Here is a 19,636-nt window from a genome sequence, read left to right on the forward strand (position 1 = left end):
CCCAGCGGCTGGGCCATTTCGCCCGTGCGGACGGCCCGTACGCGTGCTGTACGCGGGCTGCGGCCCGTTCGCCTTGCTGGCCTTGCCGGTGATGGCGCTGCTGGGCGCCAGCGACGTGCAGTTTGCCATCCTCGACGTGCATGCCGAGACCCTGGCGTATGCGCGCGAACTGATCGCAGCCCTGGGCCTGGATCGCCATGTCGCGGCATACATTTGCGCCGACGCGGCCGCTCACCGCATTCCTGCCGACGCCATGCCGGACGTGATCGTCAGCGCAACCATGAATACGGCGCTGGGCAAGGAGCCGCAGGTGGCTATCCTGCGCAATCTGCAGGCGCAAGCGCCGGCATCTGTCACTGTGCACCAGGGCCTCGGCCGCCAGCATCCGCCTGCCCGACGTGCTGGAGCAGGCGCCGTGCTTGCTGACGCGCATCCGCGTGCATGGCGACATTGTCCTGGGCGACCATGATTGCAGCCTGAACCTTCCACTGTTTTTGTCCGGCAAGCCGACCCTGGCCGGCGGCAGCGTGCTGGATTTCCATTACCGCCTGGGTGGCCAGCCGGGACTGGCGTTTTGCCTGCGCGAAACGCCTGCATCCATGCAGGATTTGCACAAGGCAGACTCTCAGTAGTAGTACTACATTGGCAGACTATTTACTTCTGTAGGATAATATGGAACCGGTTCCATCTATGCGCAAACGCAATGTAGCGCAATCATCGAAGTCAATAAAACAACAAGTCTTGCGGGAGTCTCATGAACCATCCAGGCAGCGAACCATCTGCAACATCCTTTTCATCCCTTCCCCGCATCAGCCGCCGCCACGCCCTGATCGGCCTGGCCGCCTTGCTGGCGCAGGCCGGTTTCTGGAGCAATCCATTGTCCGCCGCCATGCCGTCTCCGGCCAGCGCTGCGGCGACCGGCCTGGCACCGGCCACCATGCTGTTCTACACCTTGTCGCAAACGATCACGGGCCACCGCGACCTGTCCGCCGCCACGGCGGCGCGCATCGAGCAAGCCATGCGCAGCAACGTGCCCGGCTTTGCCGAACGCTTGCCGCAGCTGGGCGCGTTGCTCGTCACGGGCCAGGAAGCGAAGGCCCTGCTGGCGGCCGCCACCGCTGCGGACGCCAGCTTGCGCGAGCTGGCGCTGGCCATCGTTGCCGCCTGGTACACGGGCACCGTCGGCGGCCATCCCGCGCAGGGCACCAAGTCCATTGTCGTCGCGTATGCGGAAGCGTTGATGTACCGCACGGTGGCCGATGGCCAGGTCGTGCCCACGTATTGCAACTACGGCCCCCTGTGGTGGCTGAAGGCGCCGCCGGCCGTGCGCGTCTCCGCGCCCGTGGCGCCGAAACCCGTAGCGGCCCCGGCCACCACCGGCACTCCCGAACCGAAAGGCAAGCAAGCAAAATGAAATCACCCCAATTCAAGAGTAATGGCGACGTCGTCGCCGATGTCGTCATCGTTGGCACCGGCGTCGTGGGCGCCATGATGGCCGACCAACTGGCCGCGCAAGGCCATTCCGTGATCATGCTGGAAGCGGGCTTGCGCATCGAGCGGGGGCAAGCCGTGGAAAACTGGCGCAATATGCCGTTCGAAAACCGCGTCGGTTCCGACTTCCAGGGCCTGTATCCGCAGGCGGACAACGCGCCCGCACCCCTGTATTTTCCAAAAAACAACTACGTGGAATTGTCCGGCCCCAGCGGCAGCAGTTTCCAGCAGGGCTATCTGCGCACGGTGGGCGGCACCACCTGGCACTGGGCTGCGTCGTGCTGGCGCCATTTGCCGACCGACATGCGCATGAAGAGCGATTACGGGGTAGGGCGCGACTGGGCCATTTCCTACGATGAACTGGAACCGTACTATTGCCGTGCCGAGCAGGAAATGGGCGTGGCCGGCCCCAACGATCCTGCGCTGCAGTCGCCCAGCGAGCGCAGCGCGCCGTATCCGATGGACATGGTGCCCTGGGGTTATGGCGACAAGCGCTTCGCCGAGGTGGTCAACCCGCACGGCTACCGTTCCGTGCCGATTCCGCAAGGGCGCTCGACGCGTCCATGGCAGGGTCGTCCCACCTGCTGCGGCAATAACAATTGCCAGCCGATCTGCCCCATCGGCGCCATGTATAACGGCATCCACCATGTGGAGCGGGCCGAGCTGAAAGGCGCTAGTGTGCTGGCCGAGGCCGTCGTCTACCGTATCGACACGGACCAGAACAACCGCGTGACGGCCGTGCACTGGTATGACGCGAAAAAACAGTCGCACATGGCGACCGGCAAGGCTTTCGTGATTGCCTGCAACGGCATCGAAACACCGCGCCTTTTACTCCTGGCGGCGAACCGGAACAATCCGAACGGCATCGCCAACAGTTCGGATCAAGTCGGCCGCAACATGATGGATCACTCGGGTTTTCACTGCACTTTCCTGGCCAATGAACCGATCTGGACGGGCCGCGGCCCGGCGCAGAGCAGCTGCCTGGTGGGTCCGCGTGACGGCGCCTTCCGCGCGCAGTATTCGGCCAACAAGATGATCCTGAACAACATCACCAGGGTAGCACCTGCTACCCAGCAGTCGTTGAAGCTGGGCCTGGTTGGCAAGGATCTCGACGACGAGATCCGCCGCCGCGCCGCGTTTGGCGTGGACCTGTCGATCAGCCTGGAACCGCTGCCCGAGGCGCATAACCGCCTGACCTTGAGCAAGACGCGCAAGGATCCGCTGGGCCTGGCCTGCCCCGACATTTATTACGACGTGGGCGATTATGTGCGCAATGGCGCGAAGGCCGCGCATGCGCAGCTCGAACACATCGGCAAGCTGTTCGGCGCCGTGGAATTCCATATCACCGACAGCCTGAACGCGAATAACCACATCATGGGCGGCGTCATCATGGGATCGAACCGTCTTGACTCCGTGGTCGACGGCAATTGCCGCGCCCACGATCACGCCAATTTGTGGCTGCCGGGCGGCGGCGCCATGCCGTCGGCCAGCGTGGTCAACACGACCCTCAGCATGGCCGCGCTCGGTTTGCGCGCTGCCGACGACATTGCCCGCACCCTGGCAAAGGAGGCCGCATGATGCGCCGTTTCTTGCTGTGCCTGATCCTGGCGGCTATCTTGCCGCTGGCCGCGCACGCGGTGGCAGCGGTGCCGCCCGTCACCCTGACACCGGACCGCCCGGCCGCGCCTGCCGCCGGCAGCCCCGATGCGCGCCTGGAGCGGGGTCGCTACCTGGCCATCGCGGCCGACTGCATGGCGTGCCATACGGCAGCGGGCGGCAAGCCGTATGCAGGCGGCTACGCCATCGACTCGCCGCTGGGCACGATTTACGCGACGAATATCACGCCGTCGAAAAAAGGCGGCATCGGCCACTACACGGAAGCCGACTTTGCGCGCGCCCTGCGCGACGGCGTGCGCGCCGATGGCAGTCACCTGTATCCGGCCATGCCCTACACCAGCTATGCGATGCTGACGGATGCGGACGTGGGCGACCTGTATTACTACTTCATGCAGGCCGTCCAGCCCGTCGACGCGCCGGCGCGCCAGACGGCCCTGCCATTCCCGTTCAATGTGCGCCTCTCCATGTTGGGCTGGAACACCTTGTTTCTCGATAATAAACGCTTCGTGCCAGATGCTTCAAAGAGCGCGCAGATCAACCGCGGCGCCTACCTGGCCGAAGGCCTGGCGCACTGCAGCGCCTGCCATACGCCGCGCAATGCGCTGATGGCGGAAATCGGCAGCCAAACCCTGGCCGGCGCCTCGCTCGGGTCCTGGCATGCGCCGAACATCACGTCCGACAAGGTCAGCGGCATCGGCGCCTGGACGGATGCAGAAATTGCCGCCTACCTCAAAACAGGTCACGTGGAAGGCAAGGGGCAGGCGGCGAGCGGCATGGCCGAAGCCATCCAGAACAGCCTGCAGTTCCTGCGCGACGACGACGTGGCCGCCATCGTCGCCTGGCTGCGCACGGTGCCGCCCGTGCGCGCGCCGGGGCAGACCAAGGCCGCCTTCAGCCATGGCAGCGCCGCCAGCGAAGAACCGCTGCTGCGCGGCATGGCCAGCTCCACCGAGCACCACTCGCTCAACAGCGGTGCCGTGCTGTTTTCCGGCTACTGCGCCAGCTGCCATTCGGCCAGCGGCGCCGGCAGCACGGGCCAGGCCTATCCGGCCCTGTTCAACAATACGGCGACGGGCGGCAACACGCCGGCCAATCTGGTCTCGGCCATGTTGTTTGGCGTCGAGCGCAAGATCGAAGGGGAGGAGCACGAAGCGTTCATGCCCCGTTTCGACCAGCGTTCCTACGTGCAGCCATTGACGGACGAGCAGATCGCCGCTATCGCCAATTACGTGCTGAAACAGTACGGCAACCCGGACGTCTCCGTCACGCCCGCGTATGTGGCACAGGCGCGCAGCGGCGGCGAGAAGCCCGTGCTGGCGCGTGTACAGCCGTTCATGCTGCCCGGCGGCATCGTGGGCATCTTGTTGCTGATCGCGCTGTTGGTGTGGCTGCGCCGGCGCCGCCAGCGCAAGGAGTAAGCATCGAAGCGGTGGAGAAACGTTGGAGAATATGAACGTTGGGCGCAACTTGCAGTAAAATGCAGGCTGAAAAATGGTTACGAGCAATCGTAGCCATTTTTTATTCTGGCCAGATCCTGCTTTCGCCCATTTGAAAATTGACAATGTCCCATTCCCTGCATCACCAATTTTTGCGTTTCGCCGCCGTCGGCGCTTCCGGCACGGCCGTGCAATACAGCGTGCTGTGGGGCGGCGTGGAATGGGCCGGCATCAGCGCCGCCGCCGCTTCCGGCATCGGCTATATCATGGGTTCCGTCGTCAACTACCTCCTCAATTACTTTTTCACATTTAAGAGCGACAAAGGGCATGGCGAGGCGGCTTCCAAGTATTTCACCTTGCTGGGCATAGGCTGGTGCATCAATACGGGGCTGATGTGGCTGCTGGTACACCAGCTGGGCTGGTATTACTGGCTGGCGCAGGTGCTGGCGACGGGTATCGGGCTGGTCTGGAATTTTGCGGGCAGCCGCTGGTGGGCCTTCAAGCCGGCCAGCGCGCCGACAAAGTAACTAGTCGTTGCAAGAAAAAAAGATGCGCATAGTCCAAGACCAGGCGCGCGGTTTTACCAAAACAAGGGGTTAATCATGCAGTTCCTGGAACGCTATTTCAAACTGAAGGACAACGGAACCAATGTACGCACGGAGCTGCTGGCCGGCCTGACCACGTTCCTGACGATGGCCTACATCATCTTCGTCAACCCGTCCATCCTGGGCGACGCGGGCATGCCGAAAGACTCCGTCTTTGTCGCCACCTGCCTGGCGGCCGCCATCGGCACCCTGATCATGGGCCTGTACGCGAACTACCCGATCGCGCTGGCGCCTGGCATGGGCTTGAACGCGTATTTCTCGTACACGGTGGTCAAGGGCATGGGCATGAGCTGGGAAGTGGCGCTGGGCGCCGTTTTCATTTCCGGCTGCCTGTTCATCCTGGTGAGCCTGTTCAAGATACGCGAGATGATCATCAACAGCATCCCGCCCGCGCTGCGCACGGCCATCACGGTCGGTATCGGCTTGTTCCTGGCCATCATTTCCCTGAAAAGCGCCGGCGTGGTGGTGTCGAACCCGGCCACCATCATTGCGCTGGGCGACTTGCATAAGCCGGCGCCGATCCTGGCCATCCTCGGCTTTTTCATCATCGTCGCGCTGGACCGTCTGAAGGTGCAGGGCGCTATCCTGATCGGCATTCTCGCCATCACCATTGCCAGCTTCTTCTTTGGCGGCAACCAGTTCAACGGCATCGTCTCGCTGCCGCCCGCCATCGAGCCGACCCTGTTCAAGCTCGACATCATGGGCGCGCTGTCGATCGGCATCGTCAACGTGGTGCTGGTGTTTTTCCTGGTGGAATTGTTCGATGCGACGGGCACCCTGATGGGCGTGGCCAACCGTGCCGGTTTATTAAAAGACGGCAAGATGGAACGCATGAACAAGGCCTTGCTGGCCGATAGCACGGCGATTGCCGCCGGCGCCTGCCTGGGCACGTCGAGCACGACGGCTTTCGTGGAAAGCGCGGCCGGCGTGCAAGCGGGCGGCCGGACGGGCTTGACGGCCGTGGCCGTCGCGCTGCTGTTCCTGGGCAGCCTGTTCTTCGCCCCGCTGGCGCACACGGTGCCGCCTTACGCGACGGCGCCCGCGCTGCTGTACGTGGCTTGTCTGATGCTGCGCGAACTGACCTATATCGACTGGGATGACAGCACGGAAAGCATTCCGGCCGCCATCACGGCGCTGATGATGCCGTTTACCTATTCGGTGGCCAGCGGCGTGGCCTTCGGCTTCATCACTTACGCGGTCTTGAAACTGTTGACGGGCAAGGGCAAGCAAGTGTCGGTGGTGGCTTACATCATCGCTGCCATCTTCCTGTTCAAGTTTATCTACCTGGGCGAATAGCGGGTAGAGCAGGGCAGGCGTCGGCAAGCAGTTGCCGTCGCAATGACAAGGCCGCCCGGGCATCCGCAGGGGCGGCCTTTTCTTTTGGTGTGGCTTACATCAGCAGCGCGGCCACCAGGTCTTTCTTTGCCTCGCTGGCGCTGCCATCGAAGCGCAAGGCCGCTTCCACATGCGCCAGGTGCTCGACCATCAGGCGCGCCGCCAGGTCGGCGTCGCCGCTGCGCGCCGCCTCAAGAAAGCGGCCGTGTTCGTCGCACGAGCAGGCGGCAGCGTGGCCGGACTGGTACAGCATGGTGATCAGCGAGCTGCGGCCCACCAGTTCACGCACGATGTCGCGCAGCACGGCGTTACCGGCGATGTCGGCCAGCAAGACGTGGAAGTCGCCCAGCAGTTGCGAGCGCAGCGGCGTCGCTTGCGCCAGCGCCAGGCGCTCCGCTTTCAGGTGCCGCTCCAGCATCCTGTAATCGGCAGCTTTGGCCCGCGCGACGAATTCGCGCGCCAGGGCCGCCTCGATGATGCGCCGCGCGGCGAAGATGTCGCGTGCTTCCGCTTCGGTCGGCTGGCTGACGAAGGCGCCCTTGTCGGGCACCATGCGGATCAGTTTGTCTTTCGAGAGAATGAGCAGGGCGGCGCGGATCTTGGTGCGGCTGACACCATACAGCCGGCACAGCGCCTCTTCGCGCAGCCGCGTACCGGGCGGCAATTGGCGCGCCACGATGGCGGCCGCCATATGTTCGGCAATTTCCGCCGAACTGTCGCCGCTGCCGTGCTTGTCCACCAGGGGTGCGCTTGATTCTGTCATGTCAAGTGAGAGCAGTCAGCCAGGGGCAAGGATGAGCCTTGCAAGCGCATGCTGGCAGCGCGGTGGTCGACGCCCCGCTGCCGGCATGCCGTTAGCGCCTTGCGTGTCGGCAAGGCTTGGCTATTCTACTATCTTGCGTGGTGCCGCGCAGACGGACGCAGCCACCTGCCAAGGCTTGTTCCCTGGCGGCGTATTTTGCTGGCCATGCAGATTGAAACTGGACATGAGAAATTTTGACGTATATAATTCGGCCTCCTTTCCCTGATAGCTCAGTTGGTAGAGCGACGGACTGTTAATCCGCAGGTCCCTGGTTCGAGTCCAGGTCGGGGAGCCAGAACAAGCGGTAGCAAAGGGCCACGTGGCAACACGTGGCCCTTTTTGTCATGCGCGCACGGTTTCCGTCTACGCTTGCCATCCCTTCAGTGTCCTTAGCGATGGGCGCGATGCTGGCCTGCTGGTGGCAGGGGCATGCGCCGTGTTTCCCGGATCAGGGATCGACAAACACATCGAAACGGACCTTGAGCGGGCTGCCCCAGGAGATATCCACCCAGGCACGGAAGCCGCCGTTGTACGGTGCGATGTTGTACACGGCCATGCGGGCGGCGCCGATGAAGCGGTCTTGGGCATTCGCGCCATATTCGCTGATGTTGAGCAGCACGCGCGAATTGGCCTTCACATTGGCATTGGCGAAGTTGACCGAAGGATGCACGCCATTGGCGGTCCACGTGTAATAGGTGGTGAAGGCGGCGGCGCTCAGGTTCAAGTCCTGGGCGGCTGCGCCTTTTGCGCTTTTGCCTTCCTGCTCCATCGGCGCATCGGTTTCTTCCAGTGCCAGGTTGCTGCCGGTGCGATGTTCTACTTTCATTTCCATGATGTACTCCTGATCGATAGTTTGGACGCCGCGCCTGACGTCGTGCGGCAAGACGCCCTATCTGTTGCCGTGACGGCCAGTGTCACGTCCTGGCTGATAAGGTAGCCGCCTGCTCCATGCTGTTGGAGTAAGCCATTCTAGGCAAACGTGCGGAAAAAAAGCGCGCAGGGCCACCGGAAAAACGGCGCTTATTTGTGCTGGCGCAAACACCTGGCAGGCAAGTGGCAAGATCTTTTCCCGCAGGCTATTTTTATGGGGCGCACGCATGCCGCGCAGGACAATGGCACAATAGGTGCAGCCAACCTGTCGATGCGCAACCTGTTGCGAGCCTAGCCCATGCCGATACTGAACCTGAGTGCCGAAACCGATATCTATTACGAACTGATCGAAGGCGACCCCGCCAAGCCCTGCCTGGTATTCCTGCACGAGGGGCTCGGCTGTTGTGCGATGTGGAAAGATTTTCCCGTGCAGCTATGCCAGGCGACGGGGTGCCGCGGCTTGCTGTATGACCGCCACGGCTATGGGCAGTCGTCGCCGCTGGCGGCGCGCCGCCAACTCCATTATTTGCACGACTATGCGCTGTGCGAGCTGCCGCAGGTGCTTGCTGCACTGCTGCCGGGACAGGACCATTTTCTCATCGGCCACTCGGATGGCGGCAGCATCGCCCTCATTTATGCGGCGCAGCAGCCGCCGCGCTTGCGCGGCATCATTACCGAAGCGGCGCACGTGTTTGTCGAGGGCATCACGCTCGATGGCATCCGTGTGGCGGACGCGGCGTTTGGCGCGGGCAAGCTGCGCGCGCTGGCGAAATACCATGGCGACAAGACGGAAACCATCTTCAAGGCCTGGTCGGATACCTGGCTCAGCTATGGATTCCAGTTCTGGAACATCGAATACCTGCTGCCTTCCGTCGAATGCCCGGCGCTGGTGCTGCAGGGCAGCGAGGACCAGTACGGCAGCGCGGCCCAGGTCGACACGATCGTGGCGCAGGCGCTCAACGCCGTGCCCGCCCTGGTCGAGCAATGCGGCCATACGCCGCACCAGGAGCAGCCGCAGGCCTTGCTGGCGCTGATGGCAGGCTTTTTGCAAGGCCGCATGGACGCGGCCACTCAGCCGCGAAACACATGAGTTTCTCAATGGCAGGCGGGATCGCTGTCCCAGCGGCCCGAGCAAATGCGCGAGCGGCACAGCATGCCTTCGATCAGGCCCAGTTGCTGACAGCGCCGCAAGAGTTCCGCCGTTTCTTCTTCCTGCCTGCGCAGCACCACGTCGCGCGCAGGCGCTGCCGTGCCTTCTTGCCGGTGCGCATGGGCGACCATGGCCGTCAGCAAGGCGACGTCGCTGTCGCCGGGCGCGACAGCCGGCCTGGTCCCCTGTGCTCGCGCGGCGGCCTGGCGCGCAGGCGGTGGCGTCTTGCGCGGCGCACTCGCGGCTGCCACCTGGGGCAAGGGCGGTGCCGCCGTATTGACGATGGTGGCCGCCTGCATCGCGTGCGGCAGTAGCGTTGGTGCCGGCATTCCGGACGCCGTCGTGGCCGTGGCGGGCGCTGGCGGCAGGGGCGGGACTTCCTTCTCATAGGCGAGTACGGCGGTGATCAGCACCGCCAGGCACAGCGCGCCAGCGCTCCAGTGCCGCCAGTCAGGATGCCAGCGCAGGGCCGGCATGGCTACGGGCGCGGCGACGCCGTGTTCGAGCTGCGACAGGATGCCCTTGCCTTCAATTGGCACGCCAGCCGCGCCGGCCTTGCTCAGCAGGTTCGGACCGCGCGCCTGGCCATCTCCGTTCTTCAATAAAGACAAAATATCACCTCCGCAGTGGATCAAACTCGACTGACCTTGATGTAAACCGCGCTCATGCGGGCCGCGGACGCCTACGATCTAGCGATACCGCCGGGAAATTGCTGGCCGGCCCACGCCCATCCCTGTCACGGAGCGCCCCATGTTCGTCGCCCTGGTCCTGATGTATTTCCTGCTCGCCTGTTTTGCCTGCTGGCTGCTGCTGTTTCCCGGCGGCCGCGCCGTCGTGCTGCACACGCTCGTCAACCTGGGCTGGCGCATGCAGCGGCGCGCGCAGCACTTGAAGGGCGGCAGCGGTGCGCAGTGGCAGCGCGTGCAGCAGCACACGGGCTCGGGCATGGCGAGCGCCTGGCAGTTGCTGTGGCGGCATCGCTGGCTGAGCCTGGCCGGCAGCGTGCTGGTCATCGTGCCGCCGCTGCTGGCCTGGCTGTCGAGCGACCGCATCGCCCTGCGTGGCTATGCCGACCAGCAACACGTCATCAATGACCAGGTCAGCGACTTGCTCAAGGGCGAGCAGCTGGTGCCGCCGCCAACCTTGCCGCCACTGCTGTTTTCCACGGCGGAAGTAACGCAGCTGCGTCCGCTGCTGGGCGGCGCCAGCCGCAACTGGCAATTGCTCGACCACGATTTCGCGCAGCGCCTGCTGCTGGTCTTCAAGATCATGAAGGACGTGCATGGCTATGACATGGTCTTGCTGGAAGGCTACCGCAGTCCCGCGCGCCAGGACCAACTGGCGGCGGCCGGCCCGAACGTGACGAACGCCCGGGCGTTTCAAAGCTATCACCAGTATGGCCTGGCCGCCGATTGCGCATTCATGCATGAAGGAAAGCTCATCATTTCTGAAAAAAATGCCTGGGCCATGCGCGGCTACCGTTTATATGGTGTGACGGCCGAATCGGTGGGCCTGCGCTGGGGCGGGCGCTGGACCATGATGGATTTTGGCCACACGGAATTGCCGCAACCGCGCGTGCTGGGCAAGTAAGCCGCGCCAGCCATTCTAGCGTCGCGCCGCGCCATCATTTTCACAGCTGCAAGCTTGCTTGCGCAGCGTCAATGGCATGCCGGCGCCTGCCGCGCGCTGGCGCCTGGTACTTGCCATATGTCAACAAAGGCGCGCCGTATTACTGTCAGCATGGGTCGAATCCGCCTTGCTTTGCGACCTCACCCTGGGCTCATCATGCTGCGACGACTCTGGCATTTCCTTTCCGACAGCCGCAATCTGACCATCCTCGGCTTCGTGGCGCTGGCCGTGTTCCTGTACCTGGGCGCCGAGGTGCTGGAAGTGGCGCTGATCTGGGCGCTGGCCTTGCTGTTGCTGGCCTTTGTCACCTGGCTGGGCCTGTGGCTGTGGCGCCGGCGGCGCGCGCGGCGCAATGCCCAGGCGCTGGGGCAAGCCATCCTCAACGAAGCCGAGATCGCCGCCGCGCAAGCGGCCTCGGCCTCGACGGCCAACAGCACCCAGCACGGTGAACTCGACGCCGTGCGCACGGGCATGCTGGCTGCCATCGAGACCATCAAGACGTCCAAGCTGGGCCTCAAAGCAGGCGCCGCCGCCCTGTACGAATTGCCGTGGTACATGATCATCGGCAATCCGGCCGCCGGCAAGAGCAGCGCCATCCTGCATTCGGGCCTGCAATTCCCCTTCGCCGATGGCAAGATCGTGCAAGGCGTGGGCGGCACGCGCAACTGCGACTGGTTTTTCACCACGGATGGCATCGTGCTCGACACGGCGGGACGTTATTCTGTCGTCGACGAGCACCGCGGCGAGTGGTTCGGCTTTCTCGACTTGCTGAAAAAATACCGGCGCAAGGCACCCATCAACGGCATCCTCATCGCCGTCAGCATCGCCGAACTGGGAGGCAACCCCGATGTGGGCATGCAACTGGCGCGCAGCCTGCGCAAGCGCGTGCAGGACGTCATCGAACGCCTGGAAGTGTTCGCGCCGCTGTACATCGTGTTTACCAAGGCGGACCTGATCGCCGGCTTCACGGAGTTTTTTGCCGATGCCGAATGCAGCGAACGCGAGCGTGTCTGGGGCGCCACCATGCCTTACCAGCGCAAGCTGCCCACGGCGGACTTGCTGGCGTTTTTCGACCAGAGTTTCGATGAATTGCACGATGGCTTGACGGAGCTGAGCCTGGCCAACATGGCACACCGGCAACGCAAGACGATGGCGCCCGGCGTATTTACTTTTCCGCTGGAATTTGCCGCCATCAAGCCGGCCCTGCGCGCCTTCATCGCCACCCTGTTCGAGGAAAATCCGTTCCAGTTCCAGCCCGTGTTCCGCGGCTTTTACTTTACCAGCGCGCTGCAGGAGGGCGAGCCCGTGAGTGCCTCCTCGCAGCAGGTGGCGCGCCGCTTCGACCTGGCCTACGCACCGGCCCCGGCCGCAGCGCCGTCCGGTGCGCGCCAGCATGGCTATTTCCTGCTGGAACTGTTCCGCAAGGTCATTTTTGCCGACAAACACCTGGTAGCCAACTATGCCAACCGCGCCAAGCTGCGCTTCAAATATGCCGTGTTCTTTGCCGTGACGGTGTCGCTGGGCGCCTGCCTGGGAGGCTGGAGCTGGTCCTACCTGGGCAACCGGCAATTGGTGGCCAACGTGGAGGCCGATTTAAATAAAGTGGTGAAGCTGCAGGAGCGGCGCCTGGACTTGCAGTCGCGCCTGGAAGCGCTCGAGATCTTGCAGGACCGCATCGAGCAGCTCGAAGCGTACCGCACGCAACGGCCCTGGTCTCTGCGCTTGGGCCTGTACCAGGGTGAGTTACTTGAACGCAAGCTGCGCGAGGAATATTTTTCCGGCGCGCGCCAGGTCATGCTGGCGCCCGTGGCGGGCGCGCTGGAAGCCTTGCTGTTCGAGATGAACGCCAGCGCCGACCAGCTGCAGCCCACGGCGCGCACGCCGCAGACGCCAGGCGCTGCATCATCTGTCGTGCCGCGCAGCGTGCAGTACCAGGCGGCCAGCGCGACGAATGTGGAGGATGCCTACAACGCGCTGAAAACCTATCTGATGCTGGCCGACAAGACGCATGCCGAGAGCAGCCACCTGAACGACCAGCTGACGCGCTTCTGGCGCGGCTGGCTGGAAGGTAACCGGGGCGCCATGCCGCGCGAGCAGATGATACGCAGCGCTGAACGGCTGCTGACGTTTTACCTGGCGCAGATCGGCGATCCGTCCTGGCCGCGCATCGAGCAGAAGCTGGCGCTGGTCGACCAGGCGCGCGAAAACCTGCGTCGTGTGGTGCGCGGCATGCCGGCGCGCGAGCGCGTGTATGCCGACATACGCGCGCGCGCTTCGACGCGTTTTCCCGGCATGACGGTGGCGCGCATCGTCGGCGAACAGGATCAGGCGCTGCTGGCGGGCAGTTACGCCGTCTCCGGCGCCTTTACGCGCCAGGCGTGGGAAAAGTTCGTCGAGGGCGCGTTTCGCGACGCCGCCAACCGTGAGCTGCAAAGCGCCGACTGGGTGCTGAAAAGCGCCTCCACCGACGACCTGACCCTGGAAGGCAGTCCGGAGCAGATCGAGAAAAACCTGGTGGCCATGTACAAGGCCGACTACGCGCGCGAGTGGCAAAAATTCGTGCAGGGTGTCGCTGTCGCCGACCTGAAAGGCTTTGACGGCGCCGTGCAAGCGATGAATCGCCTGGGCGACCCGCAAGCGTCGCCGATCGCCAAACTGCTGACAAACATCTACGCAGAAACCTCGTGGGACAACCCGGCGCTGCAGAATGCGCAATTGCGCAAGGCCGAGCGGGGCATCATCGCCTGGTTCAAGGAAACCGTGCTGCGCCGCGCGCCATCGCAGCTGACGGCCAGTCCCGGTCTCAATGCGCAGCTCGACCCGGCCCGCCTGGATAAACCCATGGGCCCCGTGGGGCGCGAGTTTGCCGGCGTGGGCAAGCTGGTGGCGGCCAGGGACAACAATGCCTCGCTGATGCGCGCCTATCTGGAAGCGCTGTCGAAACTGCGCAGCCGTTTGAACCAGCTGAAGAATCAGGGCGACGCGGGACCGGGCGCGCGCCAGTTCATGCAGCAGACGCTGGAGGGCAGCGGTTCCGAACTGGCCGACACCCTGAAACTGGTCGACGAGCAGATGCTCACGGGGATGAGCGACGCGCAAAAGCAGGCGATTCGTCCCATCCTCGTGCGGCCATTGATGCAGACCTTTGCCGTCATCGTCGCGCCGGCGGAACTGGAGATCAACAAGACCTGGGCGGCGCAAGTGTACGAACCGTTCCAGAAATCGCTGGCGAACAAATATCCGTTTGCCCCGAACGCGCGCATCGAGGCGAGCAACCTGGAGATCGGCCAGTTCTTCGGCCCGGAAGGCCTGGTGGCGAAATTCGTCACCACCTCCATGGGCCCCCTGGTGGTGCGGCGCGGCGACATGCTGGCGCCGCGCACCTGGGCCGACATGGGCATCAGCCTGGCGCCGCAGGTGGTGGCGCGCTTTCCCGGCTGGATCGCGCCGCTGGGCGCGGGCGGTGTGGCGACTACGTCGACGGCGGCGCAAACGGTGTTCCAGATCCAGCCGTCGCCCGCGCCGGGCACCCTGGAATACACGGTGGAGATCGACGGCCAGCAGCTGCGCTACCGCAACACGCCGGCGCAGTGGACGAACATGGTGCATCCGGGCCCGCAAGGCGCGGCGGGCCCCCAGGGCGCGCGCATCACCGCCGTCACCTTCGACGGACGCACGGTGGAGCTGTTCAACGAGCCGGGGCAATTCGGCTTGAAGCGCATGATCGATGCGGCGAGCAAGAAGCGCAAGGAGGGCGGCGTGTTCGAGCTGCGCTGGGCGCGCGGCGAGGTGGCCGTGGCGGTCGACCTGAAAATCACCAGCAGCGCGGAAACGACGGCGACGGGTGCGGGCGGAACTGCGGCGTTGCAGGAGCAGGGCTTTCGCGGCATGCAGCTGCCCGAGACCATCGTCGGTGCTGCGGCACCCGTGCCGGCCATTGCCGCCGTTGCGGCGGCGGGAGTGTCGCCATGACGCGCGCGCAACAGCCGGTGCGCCTCGGCTACTTCGGCAAGATCCCCGCGCGCGGCGACTTCATCAAGGCTTGCGACAATCACGCGCTGGTGCAGCTGCTCGACGACTGGCTGGCGCAGGTCATGAACGCCCTGACGGTGGAGCCGCGCTGGAAGCTCAATTACGACGCCTTGCCGCCGCTGCGCTTTGCCTTTGTCGGCACGCGCAGCCGGCGCGCCATCGCCGGGCGCCTGGAAGCGAGCAACGACCAGTCGCAGCGGCGCTTTCCCTTCATGGCCATGGGCGCGCTGGAAGTCGATGACGCCGAAGCCTTTGTCGCTTGCAGCCCGCTGGCGCTGGCGCCCCTGTGGCAGCGCGTGGAGCAGCTGTCGCAAGGCATCGTGGCAAGCGCCGAGCCGGGGCCGGCCCTGCTGGCGCTGGCCGGCAACGTGGTCGAGGTCGAACCGGTAGCGCCGTGCCATGCGGCGCGGCTGGCCGCCTTTTTGCAGGCGCAGACGGTGCTTGGCTTGCAAGCGATGCTGGCTTCGCCCGCGTTTCCCGTGACGGTGCGCGAACTGCTGCTGGGCCTGGGTATGCTGCTGCAGCCGGTGCGCCAGAGCGGCTTCCCGCGCCCGGAGAAAAGCCTGGTGCTGCCGCTGCCGCAGGATGCGCAGCTGCGCGAACTGGTGGCGAGCTTCTGGCTGCACCTGATCGCGCCTTTCCTGCGGCAGGCTGATTTTGAACTGGCGCTGTTCTTTTCCCACCTCGACGAGGTGCCCGTGCTGGTGATCGGTTTTTGCGGCGCCGACCCGCACGGCTTGCGCGCGCTGATCGATCCGCAGGCCGGCAGCGAACGGCTGATCGTGTTCGACCAGCTCGACTGGGTTGACGAGCAGCTGGGACACGATGCGGCGCTGCGCCAGTTGTCCGCCTGCCTGCAGCAGGAGCAGCTGTCGCTGCGCTCGGCCTGCGCCATGTTTGCCGATACCTTTGCCTGAAGGATTGCGATGAAGCCACCCGTTTTCTTCCTGCTGCTTGCCGCAGCCGCTCCCTGCCACGTCCCGGCGCAGGCGCAAGTGCCCCAGACGCCCATGCCGGGGCAGATCCTCGTCACGGGCACCCTGGCCGACGAGGCGGGCAAGGCGGCCGTGCTGGCCCGCCTGCGCGAACTGTATGGCGCCGAGCGCGTGGTCGACCAGATCGCCATCGGCAACGTGGCCGTGCCGGCCAACTGGAACGCCTACGTGCAAAAGCTGATCGCACCGAACCTGAAGCTCATTTCGCGGGGGCAGATCAGCATCGCCGGCAACAACGTCAGCGTGCGCGGCGAAGTGGCCAACGAGGCGCAGCGCCAGCAGATCGCCAGCGACATCGCCACCAGCCTCAATCCCACCTACACCGTCAACAACGGCTTGCGCGTCAAGACGGCCGAGGCCGAGCAGGGCTTGCTCGATGCGGCGCTCGACAAGCGCATCATCGAATTCGACAGCGGCAAGGCTTCCATCACGCCGGCCGGCCTGGTCATCCTCGACGAGATGGCGGCAGTCATGCTCAAGCTGCGGGGACGCAAGGTGGAAGTGATCGGCCATACGGACGACACGGGCCTGCGCGCCAGCAATGTGACCCTGAGCCAGGCGCGCGCCGAAGCCGTGCGCGCCTACCTGGCCAGCAAGGGTGTCGTGGCCGATTCGGTGCTGGTGTCGGGCCAGGGGCCGGACCGTCCCGTGGCCAGCAACGCCACGGCCGATGGCCGGGCGCGGAACCGGCGCATCGAGTTCAGAATCGCGCAATAGATTGGGTTGACACCTCACAAAACCGTAGCGAGCGGAAGGGAGAGGCGGTCGAGAAGCGCAACCGTGCTAGAGCACGGTGAGCATCGCAGGCCGCCTATACCGACGCGCAGTAGGTTTTGTGAGGTGTTCAGGGCAGGGTGATGGTCAGGTATGCTGGGCGTGGCGCCAGTTTGACCAGGTCCGCATACGCGGCCAGGGTCGTTTGCGTGCCGCGCGTCAGATGCGTTTTCAAGCCCAGGTAGGCGCAGATGGCCAGCAGGGCGAAAAAGCTCGACAGCGCCCACAGCGGCACGTCGCTGCCGCGTTTGTTGACCACCTGGTCGGGGCGTTCCGCGCGCGGCGCGAAGCCACGGCTCTTGCCCTTGATGTGGGCGATCTCGTCGCCCAGGCGCGCCGTCAGGTAGCTGAGTTTTTCGCCGCCGTCGATCGCATACTTGCCCTGGAATCCCAGCAACAAACACATGTGGAAAACCTGCAGCGCCTGCACGCGCATGGCGCCCTTGCCGCGCAAGGCGTCGAGGCGGTCGAAAAAGTGTTCGCCGGCCAGCTGGTCGCCGAAGATCAGCAACTGCAGCGGGCGCCGCTCCCACTGCTTGCGCAGGGTGAAAGGCGAGGCCAGGATGATTTCATCGACGGCGGCGCAAAACGCATACTTGGCCGCCTCGATATCGTCGCCATCGGCGCGGATCTTTTTCGCTTCGCGCTCGAAGTCGCCGAGGAAGGCCGTGATGCGCTCCATGAAGCTTTGCTCGTCGCCGGGCGCCGAACCGTGCTTCAGCATGAACAGCATGTAAAAGCCTTCGTGCATCAGGTCCAGCAGGGCGCTGCCGGCATGCCGGCTGGCCGTGCCGGCAGGGGCGGCACCGCGTGGTCCCAGCAGGGAGGGCGCTGCGCGCCGTTCGATGAGCTGGCTCATGCCGTCACCGCGATCAGTTCCAGCTGCAGGTCGCGTATGCCGGCCGGCACGTAGACGGAAATCGACTGCGCCTTGAGCATCTGCTCGTACAGTACGCCGCGGTTTTCAAGCGCAAAATAAAAGGTGTCGGGCCGCACGGGGATGGCTGCCGGCACTTGTGGCGCATGCGACAATTTGAGGCCGGGCATGGCCGTCAGCACGCATTTTTCCACGTCGTCTGGTGCACCCACCTTGACGCGCAGCGGCACCACGTCCACCAGTTCGATGGCGGGCATGGCGGCGCGAATCGCTAGGTACAAGGTGGTGTGCTGGTCGATCTTGCCCGAATCGAGCTTGCCCAGATAGTACGAGGGCTTGTCTTCAAGCAGGGCGATGGAAAAATACTTCGACGAGATGACGGTGTCGAGCAGTTCGCGGATGATGCCATCGATGGCGTCGAAGCAGGCGCCCGGCTGCGCGTGGTCGTAGGCGGGCAGGCTGGCCAGGGTGTAGTGCTTGGAGTAGCTGAGCAGGCCGCCCGCCAGGCCCAGCAGCGCCTCGTACAGGCGCTCCGGATGCAGGGCCGGATGGCGCACATAGTGCATCAGCGCGGCGGCGGCCGTGCTGACCGTGTGCAGCAGCCAGAACGAGGACACGTCGCCCGAGCGGAATTCGATCACGTTGCGGCTCGGCTCCCGGTGGTGGCCGTGCAGCGCGCTCACTTTCGCCTGCAGCGCGTCGAGCAGATGTTCCAGCACGCCTTGCAGGCGCGGCGCGCCGGCGATCGCCAGGCTGGGTGCCATGAACGATGGCACGGGCTCGAAGCCGCCCGACACCGTGCGCCGCAGGGCGATCAGCGGCAGGCAGTCGTAGGAGCCGCGCGCCTCGTTGTCGGGAATCAGGCGCACGGTTTTTTTCAGGTACGCCACGTCGGCCACGGCGGATTCCGTAAACAGGTCGGGCGTGGCGCGCATGGCGTGCGCAAAGCGCGTCGCTGCAGGCGTGCCCGCCTTTGACGCCTGCGCCGTGTAATTCATGCCTTCGCGGTTGAGGATGGGCAGCGCCGCGTAGTACGTCACTTCCTGCACCGCCGGCGGCAGCGCTTCCAGATCCACCGGCGGGGGCAGGGTATCGCTGCCCGGTGCGCCGTCGCCCAGCGCCTCGAACACTTCGCCATCGCGGAAGATCGCCGACAGGGCTTGCAGGCGCAGGGTGCCCGTCTTCAGCGCCGCCAGGTCCCATTGCATGTGCGCCACGCCCCACAGGTAGGGATGCAGCGCGCTGGCCGTGTGATGCAGGCGCGCTTCGTGATACTGGTCCTGGCGCTGGAAATGCTGCGGCCGCAGGAACAGGCCTTCTCCCCACAAGACTTTCGCTGCCATGCCCATCTCGTTTCTCCTTGAATGTGTGGCGTGCCTGTGCGCGCTACTGGCAGCGCAGGGCGGACAGCGGCGCCATGCCGCTGTCCATGCTGGCCACGCTCAGCGCGCACGCGTGCAGGCCGACGGTGATGCCGCCGCGTTCCGCCTCGGCGGCGGGAAAGGTGGCGCGCCAGCGCTGTGCCGCAGGCGCGCGGAACAGGGCCACCACGCCGATGAAATACGCTTCCTTGCTGACTTTTTCCTGCACTTCGTAGCGCTGGCCCGGCACCAGCAGCACTTCCTTCACCTCCATCAGGTCGGCGCCCAGCGCGGCCTTTTCGCGCTGCGTGTCGAGGAAGCTGTCGTATGGGGCCTGCTCGAAGGCGGCGCTCTGGCGCAGCTTGTAGATGCGCGCCACCAGCGCCAGCGGCCGGCCTTCGGCATCGGTGTTGAGGCGCTGCGCCGCGTGCAGGCGGATGCTGACGTTGCGCGGCGGTTTTTGCGCGTCCGGCAGTTCCGGTGGCGGCTTGGCCACGCCGGCCATTTGCAGCGCCGCGTTGGCCAGGGTGCCGATGGCGCCGCCCGCACAGCCGGCCAGCAGAAGGGCCGGCAGCAGTAGCGCGGTGGCGCGGACCAAGCGGCGGAGCGGGGCGTCAGATGGCATGGGTGATCTTTGCAAGGTGAAGGGTGGAAATAAAAGT

Annotated in this window: 18 protein-coding genes and 1 tRNA gene; 13 read left to right on the plus strand and 6 right to left on the minus strand. The window is 64.8% G+C overall.

All coding sequences use genetic code 11. The features are described 5' to 3' along the window. Window positions 1-43 precede the first annotated feature (43 nt). From ACQ4WL_RS00645 to ACQ4WL_RS00675, 7 genes are all read left to right on the plus strand, one after another. Window positions 44-469, plus strand: a complete 426-nt coding sequence (locus tag ACQ4WL_RS00645; RefSeq protein WP_436507448.1) for an SAM-dependent methyltransferase — start codon at window positions 44-46, stop codon at window positions 467-469. Further along, complete coding sequence (locus ACQ4WL_RS00650) at window positions 420-632, plus strand: hypothetical protein (RefSeq protein WP_436507449.1); 213 nt, start codon at window positions 420-422, stop codon at window positions 630-632. Before ACQ4WL_RS00645 ends, ACQ4WL_RS00650 begins: the two co-directional genes overlap by 50 nt. 122 nt (window positions 633-754) lie before the next feature. Further along, window positions 755-1,414, plus strand: coding sequence for a sugar dehydrogenase complex small subunit (locus tag ACQ4WL_RS00655; protein ID WP_436507450.1), 660 nt, complete (start codon window positions 755-757; stop codon window positions 1,412-1,414). After that, entirely contained in the window at window positions 1,411-3,069 is a 1,659-nt protein-coding gene (locus ACQ4WL_RS00660) for a GMC family oxidoreductase (RefSeq protein ID WP_436507451.1), read from the plus strand. Before ACQ4WL_RS00655 ends, ACQ4WL_RS00660 begins: the two co-directional genes overlap by 4 nt. After that, the gene (locus tag ACQ4WL_RS00665; protein ID WP_436507453.1) at window positions 3,066-4,526 is read left to right on the plus strand and encodes a c-type cytochrome; all 1,461 of its coding nucleotides are present in this window, start codon (window positions 3,066-3,068) and stop codon (window positions 4,524-4,526) included. The genes ACQ4WL_RS00660 and ACQ4WL_RS00665 overlap by 4 nt, the downstream gene beginning before the upstream one ends. Window positions 4,527-4,669: 143 nt before the next feature. Next, complete coding sequence (locus ACQ4WL_RS00670; protein ID WP_436507454.1) at window positions 4,670-5,071, plus strand: GtrA family protein; 402 nt, start codon at window positions 4,670-4,672, stop codon at window positions 5,069-5,071. 75 nt (window positions 5,072-5,146) lie between these two features. Beyond that, complete coding sequence (locus ACQ4WL_RS00675; protein WP_436507455.1) at window positions 5,147-6,445, plus strand: NCS2 family permease; 1,299 nt, start codon at window positions 5,147-5,149, stop codon at window positions 6,443-6,445. Between the two features lie 94 nt (window positions 6,446-6,539). On the opposite strand, the gene ACQ4WL_RS00680 is transcribed toward ACQ4WL_RS00675, so the two are convergent. Continuing rightward, window positions 6,540-7,247, minus strand: coding sequence for a GntR family transcriptional regulator (locus ACQ4WL_RS00680; RefSeq protein WP_436507456.1), 708 nt, complete (start codon window positions 7,245-7,247; stop codon window positions 6,540-6,542). A gap of 258 nt (window positions 7,248-7,505) precedes the next feature. Here ACQ4WL_RS00680 and ACQ4WL_RS00685 point away from each other — a divergent pair. Then, window positions 7,506-7,581: transfer RNA gene (locus ACQ4WL_RS00685), tRNA-Asn, on the plus strand. A 153-nt stretch (window positions 7,582-7,734) separates the two neighbouring features. On the opposite strand, the gene ACQ4WL_RS00690 is transcribed toward ACQ4WL_RS00685, so the two are convergent. Then, the gene (locus ACQ4WL_RS00690) at window positions 7,735-8,118 is read right to left on the minus strand and encodes a hypothetical protein (RefSeq protein ID WP_436507457.1); all 384 of its coding nucleotides are present in this window, start codon (window positions 8,116-8,118) and stop codon (window positions 7,735-7,737) included. 336 nt (window positions 8,119-8,454) lie between these two features. Between ACQ4WL_RS00690 and ACQ4WL_RS00695 the strand changes: the two genes are divergently transcribed. Further along, complete coding sequence (locus ACQ4WL_RS00695) at window positions 8,455-9,246, plus strand: alpha/beta fold hydrolase (protein WP_436507458.1); 792 nt, start codon at window positions 8,455-8,457, stop codon at window positions 9,244-9,246. Window positions 9,247-9,251: 5 nt separating this feature from the next. Here ACQ4WL_RS00695 and ACQ4WL_RS00700 read toward each other — a convergent pair whose 3' ends face one another. Next, window positions 9,252-9,917, minus strand: a complete 666-nt coding sequence (locus tag ACQ4WL_RS00700) for a hypothetical protein (RefSeq protein ID WP_436507460.1) — start codon at window positions 9,915-9,917, stop codon at window positions 9,252-9,254. A gap of 139 nt (window positions 9,918-10,056) precedes the next feature. Here ACQ4WL_RS00700 and ACQ4WL_RS00705 point away from each other — a divergent pair, with 139 nt between their 5' ends. From ACQ4WL_RS00705 to ACQ4WL_RS00720, 4 genes are all read left to right on the plus strand, one after another. Next, window positions 10,057-10,896, plus strand: coding sequence for a M15 family metallopeptidase (locus ACQ4WL_RS00705; protein ID WP_436507461.1), 840 nt, complete (start codon window positions 10,057-10,059; stop codon window positions 10,894-10,896). Between the two features lie 195 nt (window positions 10,897-11,091). After that, window positions 11,092-14,907 (plus strand): type VI secretion system membrane subunit TssM, encoded by a 3,816-nt coding sequence (gene tssM, locus ACQ4WL_RS00710; protein ID WP_436507462.1) that lies wholly within the window; start codon window positions 11,092-11,094, stop codon window positions 14,905-14,907. After that, window positions 14,904-15,884, plus strand: coding sequence for a type VI secretion system-associated protein TagF (gene tagF / locus ACQ4WL_RS00715; RefSeq protein ID WP_436507463.1), 981 nt, complete (start codon window positions 14,904-14,906; stop codon window positions 15,882-15,884). Before tssM ends, tagF begins: the two co-directional genes overlap by 4 nt. A 9-nt stretch (window positions 15,885-15,893) precedes the next feature. Beyond that, window positions 15,894-16,679: an OmpA family protein gene (locus tag ACQ4WL_RS00720; RefSeq protein WP_436507464.1), complete on the plus strand. Its 786-nt coding sequence runs from the start codon at window positions 15,894-15,896 to the stop codon at window positions 16,677-16,679. 127 nt (window positions 16,680-16,806) lie between these two features. Here the strand turns inward: ACQ4WL_RS00720 and icmH are convergent, their stop codons facing one another. Genes icmH through tssJ form a run of 3 tightly spaced genes read right to left on the minus strand, consistent with a single transcriptional unit; the run spans window position 16,807 to window position 19,599 of the window. Beyond that, complete coding sequence (gene icmH, locus ACQ4WL_RS00725) at window positions 16,807-17,595, minus strand: type IVB secretion system protein IcmH/DotU (protein ID WP_436507465.1); 789 nt, start codon at window positions 17,593-17,595, stop codon at window positions 16,807-16,809. Further along, window positions 17,592-18,962 carry a type VI secretion system baseplate subunit TssK gene (tssK, locus tag ACQ4WL_RS00730; protein ID WP_436507466.1) on the minus strand — a complete coding sequence of 457 codons (1,371 nt, stop codon included), beginning with the start codon at window positions 18,960-18,962 and terminating at the stop codon, window positions 17,592-17,594. The genes icmH and tssK overlap by 4 nt, the downstream gene beginning before the upstream one ends. A 37-nt stretch (window positions 18,963-18,999) precedes the next feature. Further along, window positions 19,000-19,599, minus strand: coding sequence for a type VI secretion system lipoprotein TssJ (gene tssJ / locus ACQ4WL_RS00735; protein WP_436507467.1), 600 nt, complete (start codon window positions 19,597-19,599; stop codon window positions 19,000-19,002). Between the last annotated feature and the right edge of the window lie 37 nt (window positions 19,600-19,636).

This window comes from Janthinobacterium kochi, from assembly GCF_051380715.1.
GTDB lineage: Bacteria > Pseudomonadota > Gammaproteobacteria > Burkholderiales > Burkholderiaceae_D > Janthinobacterium.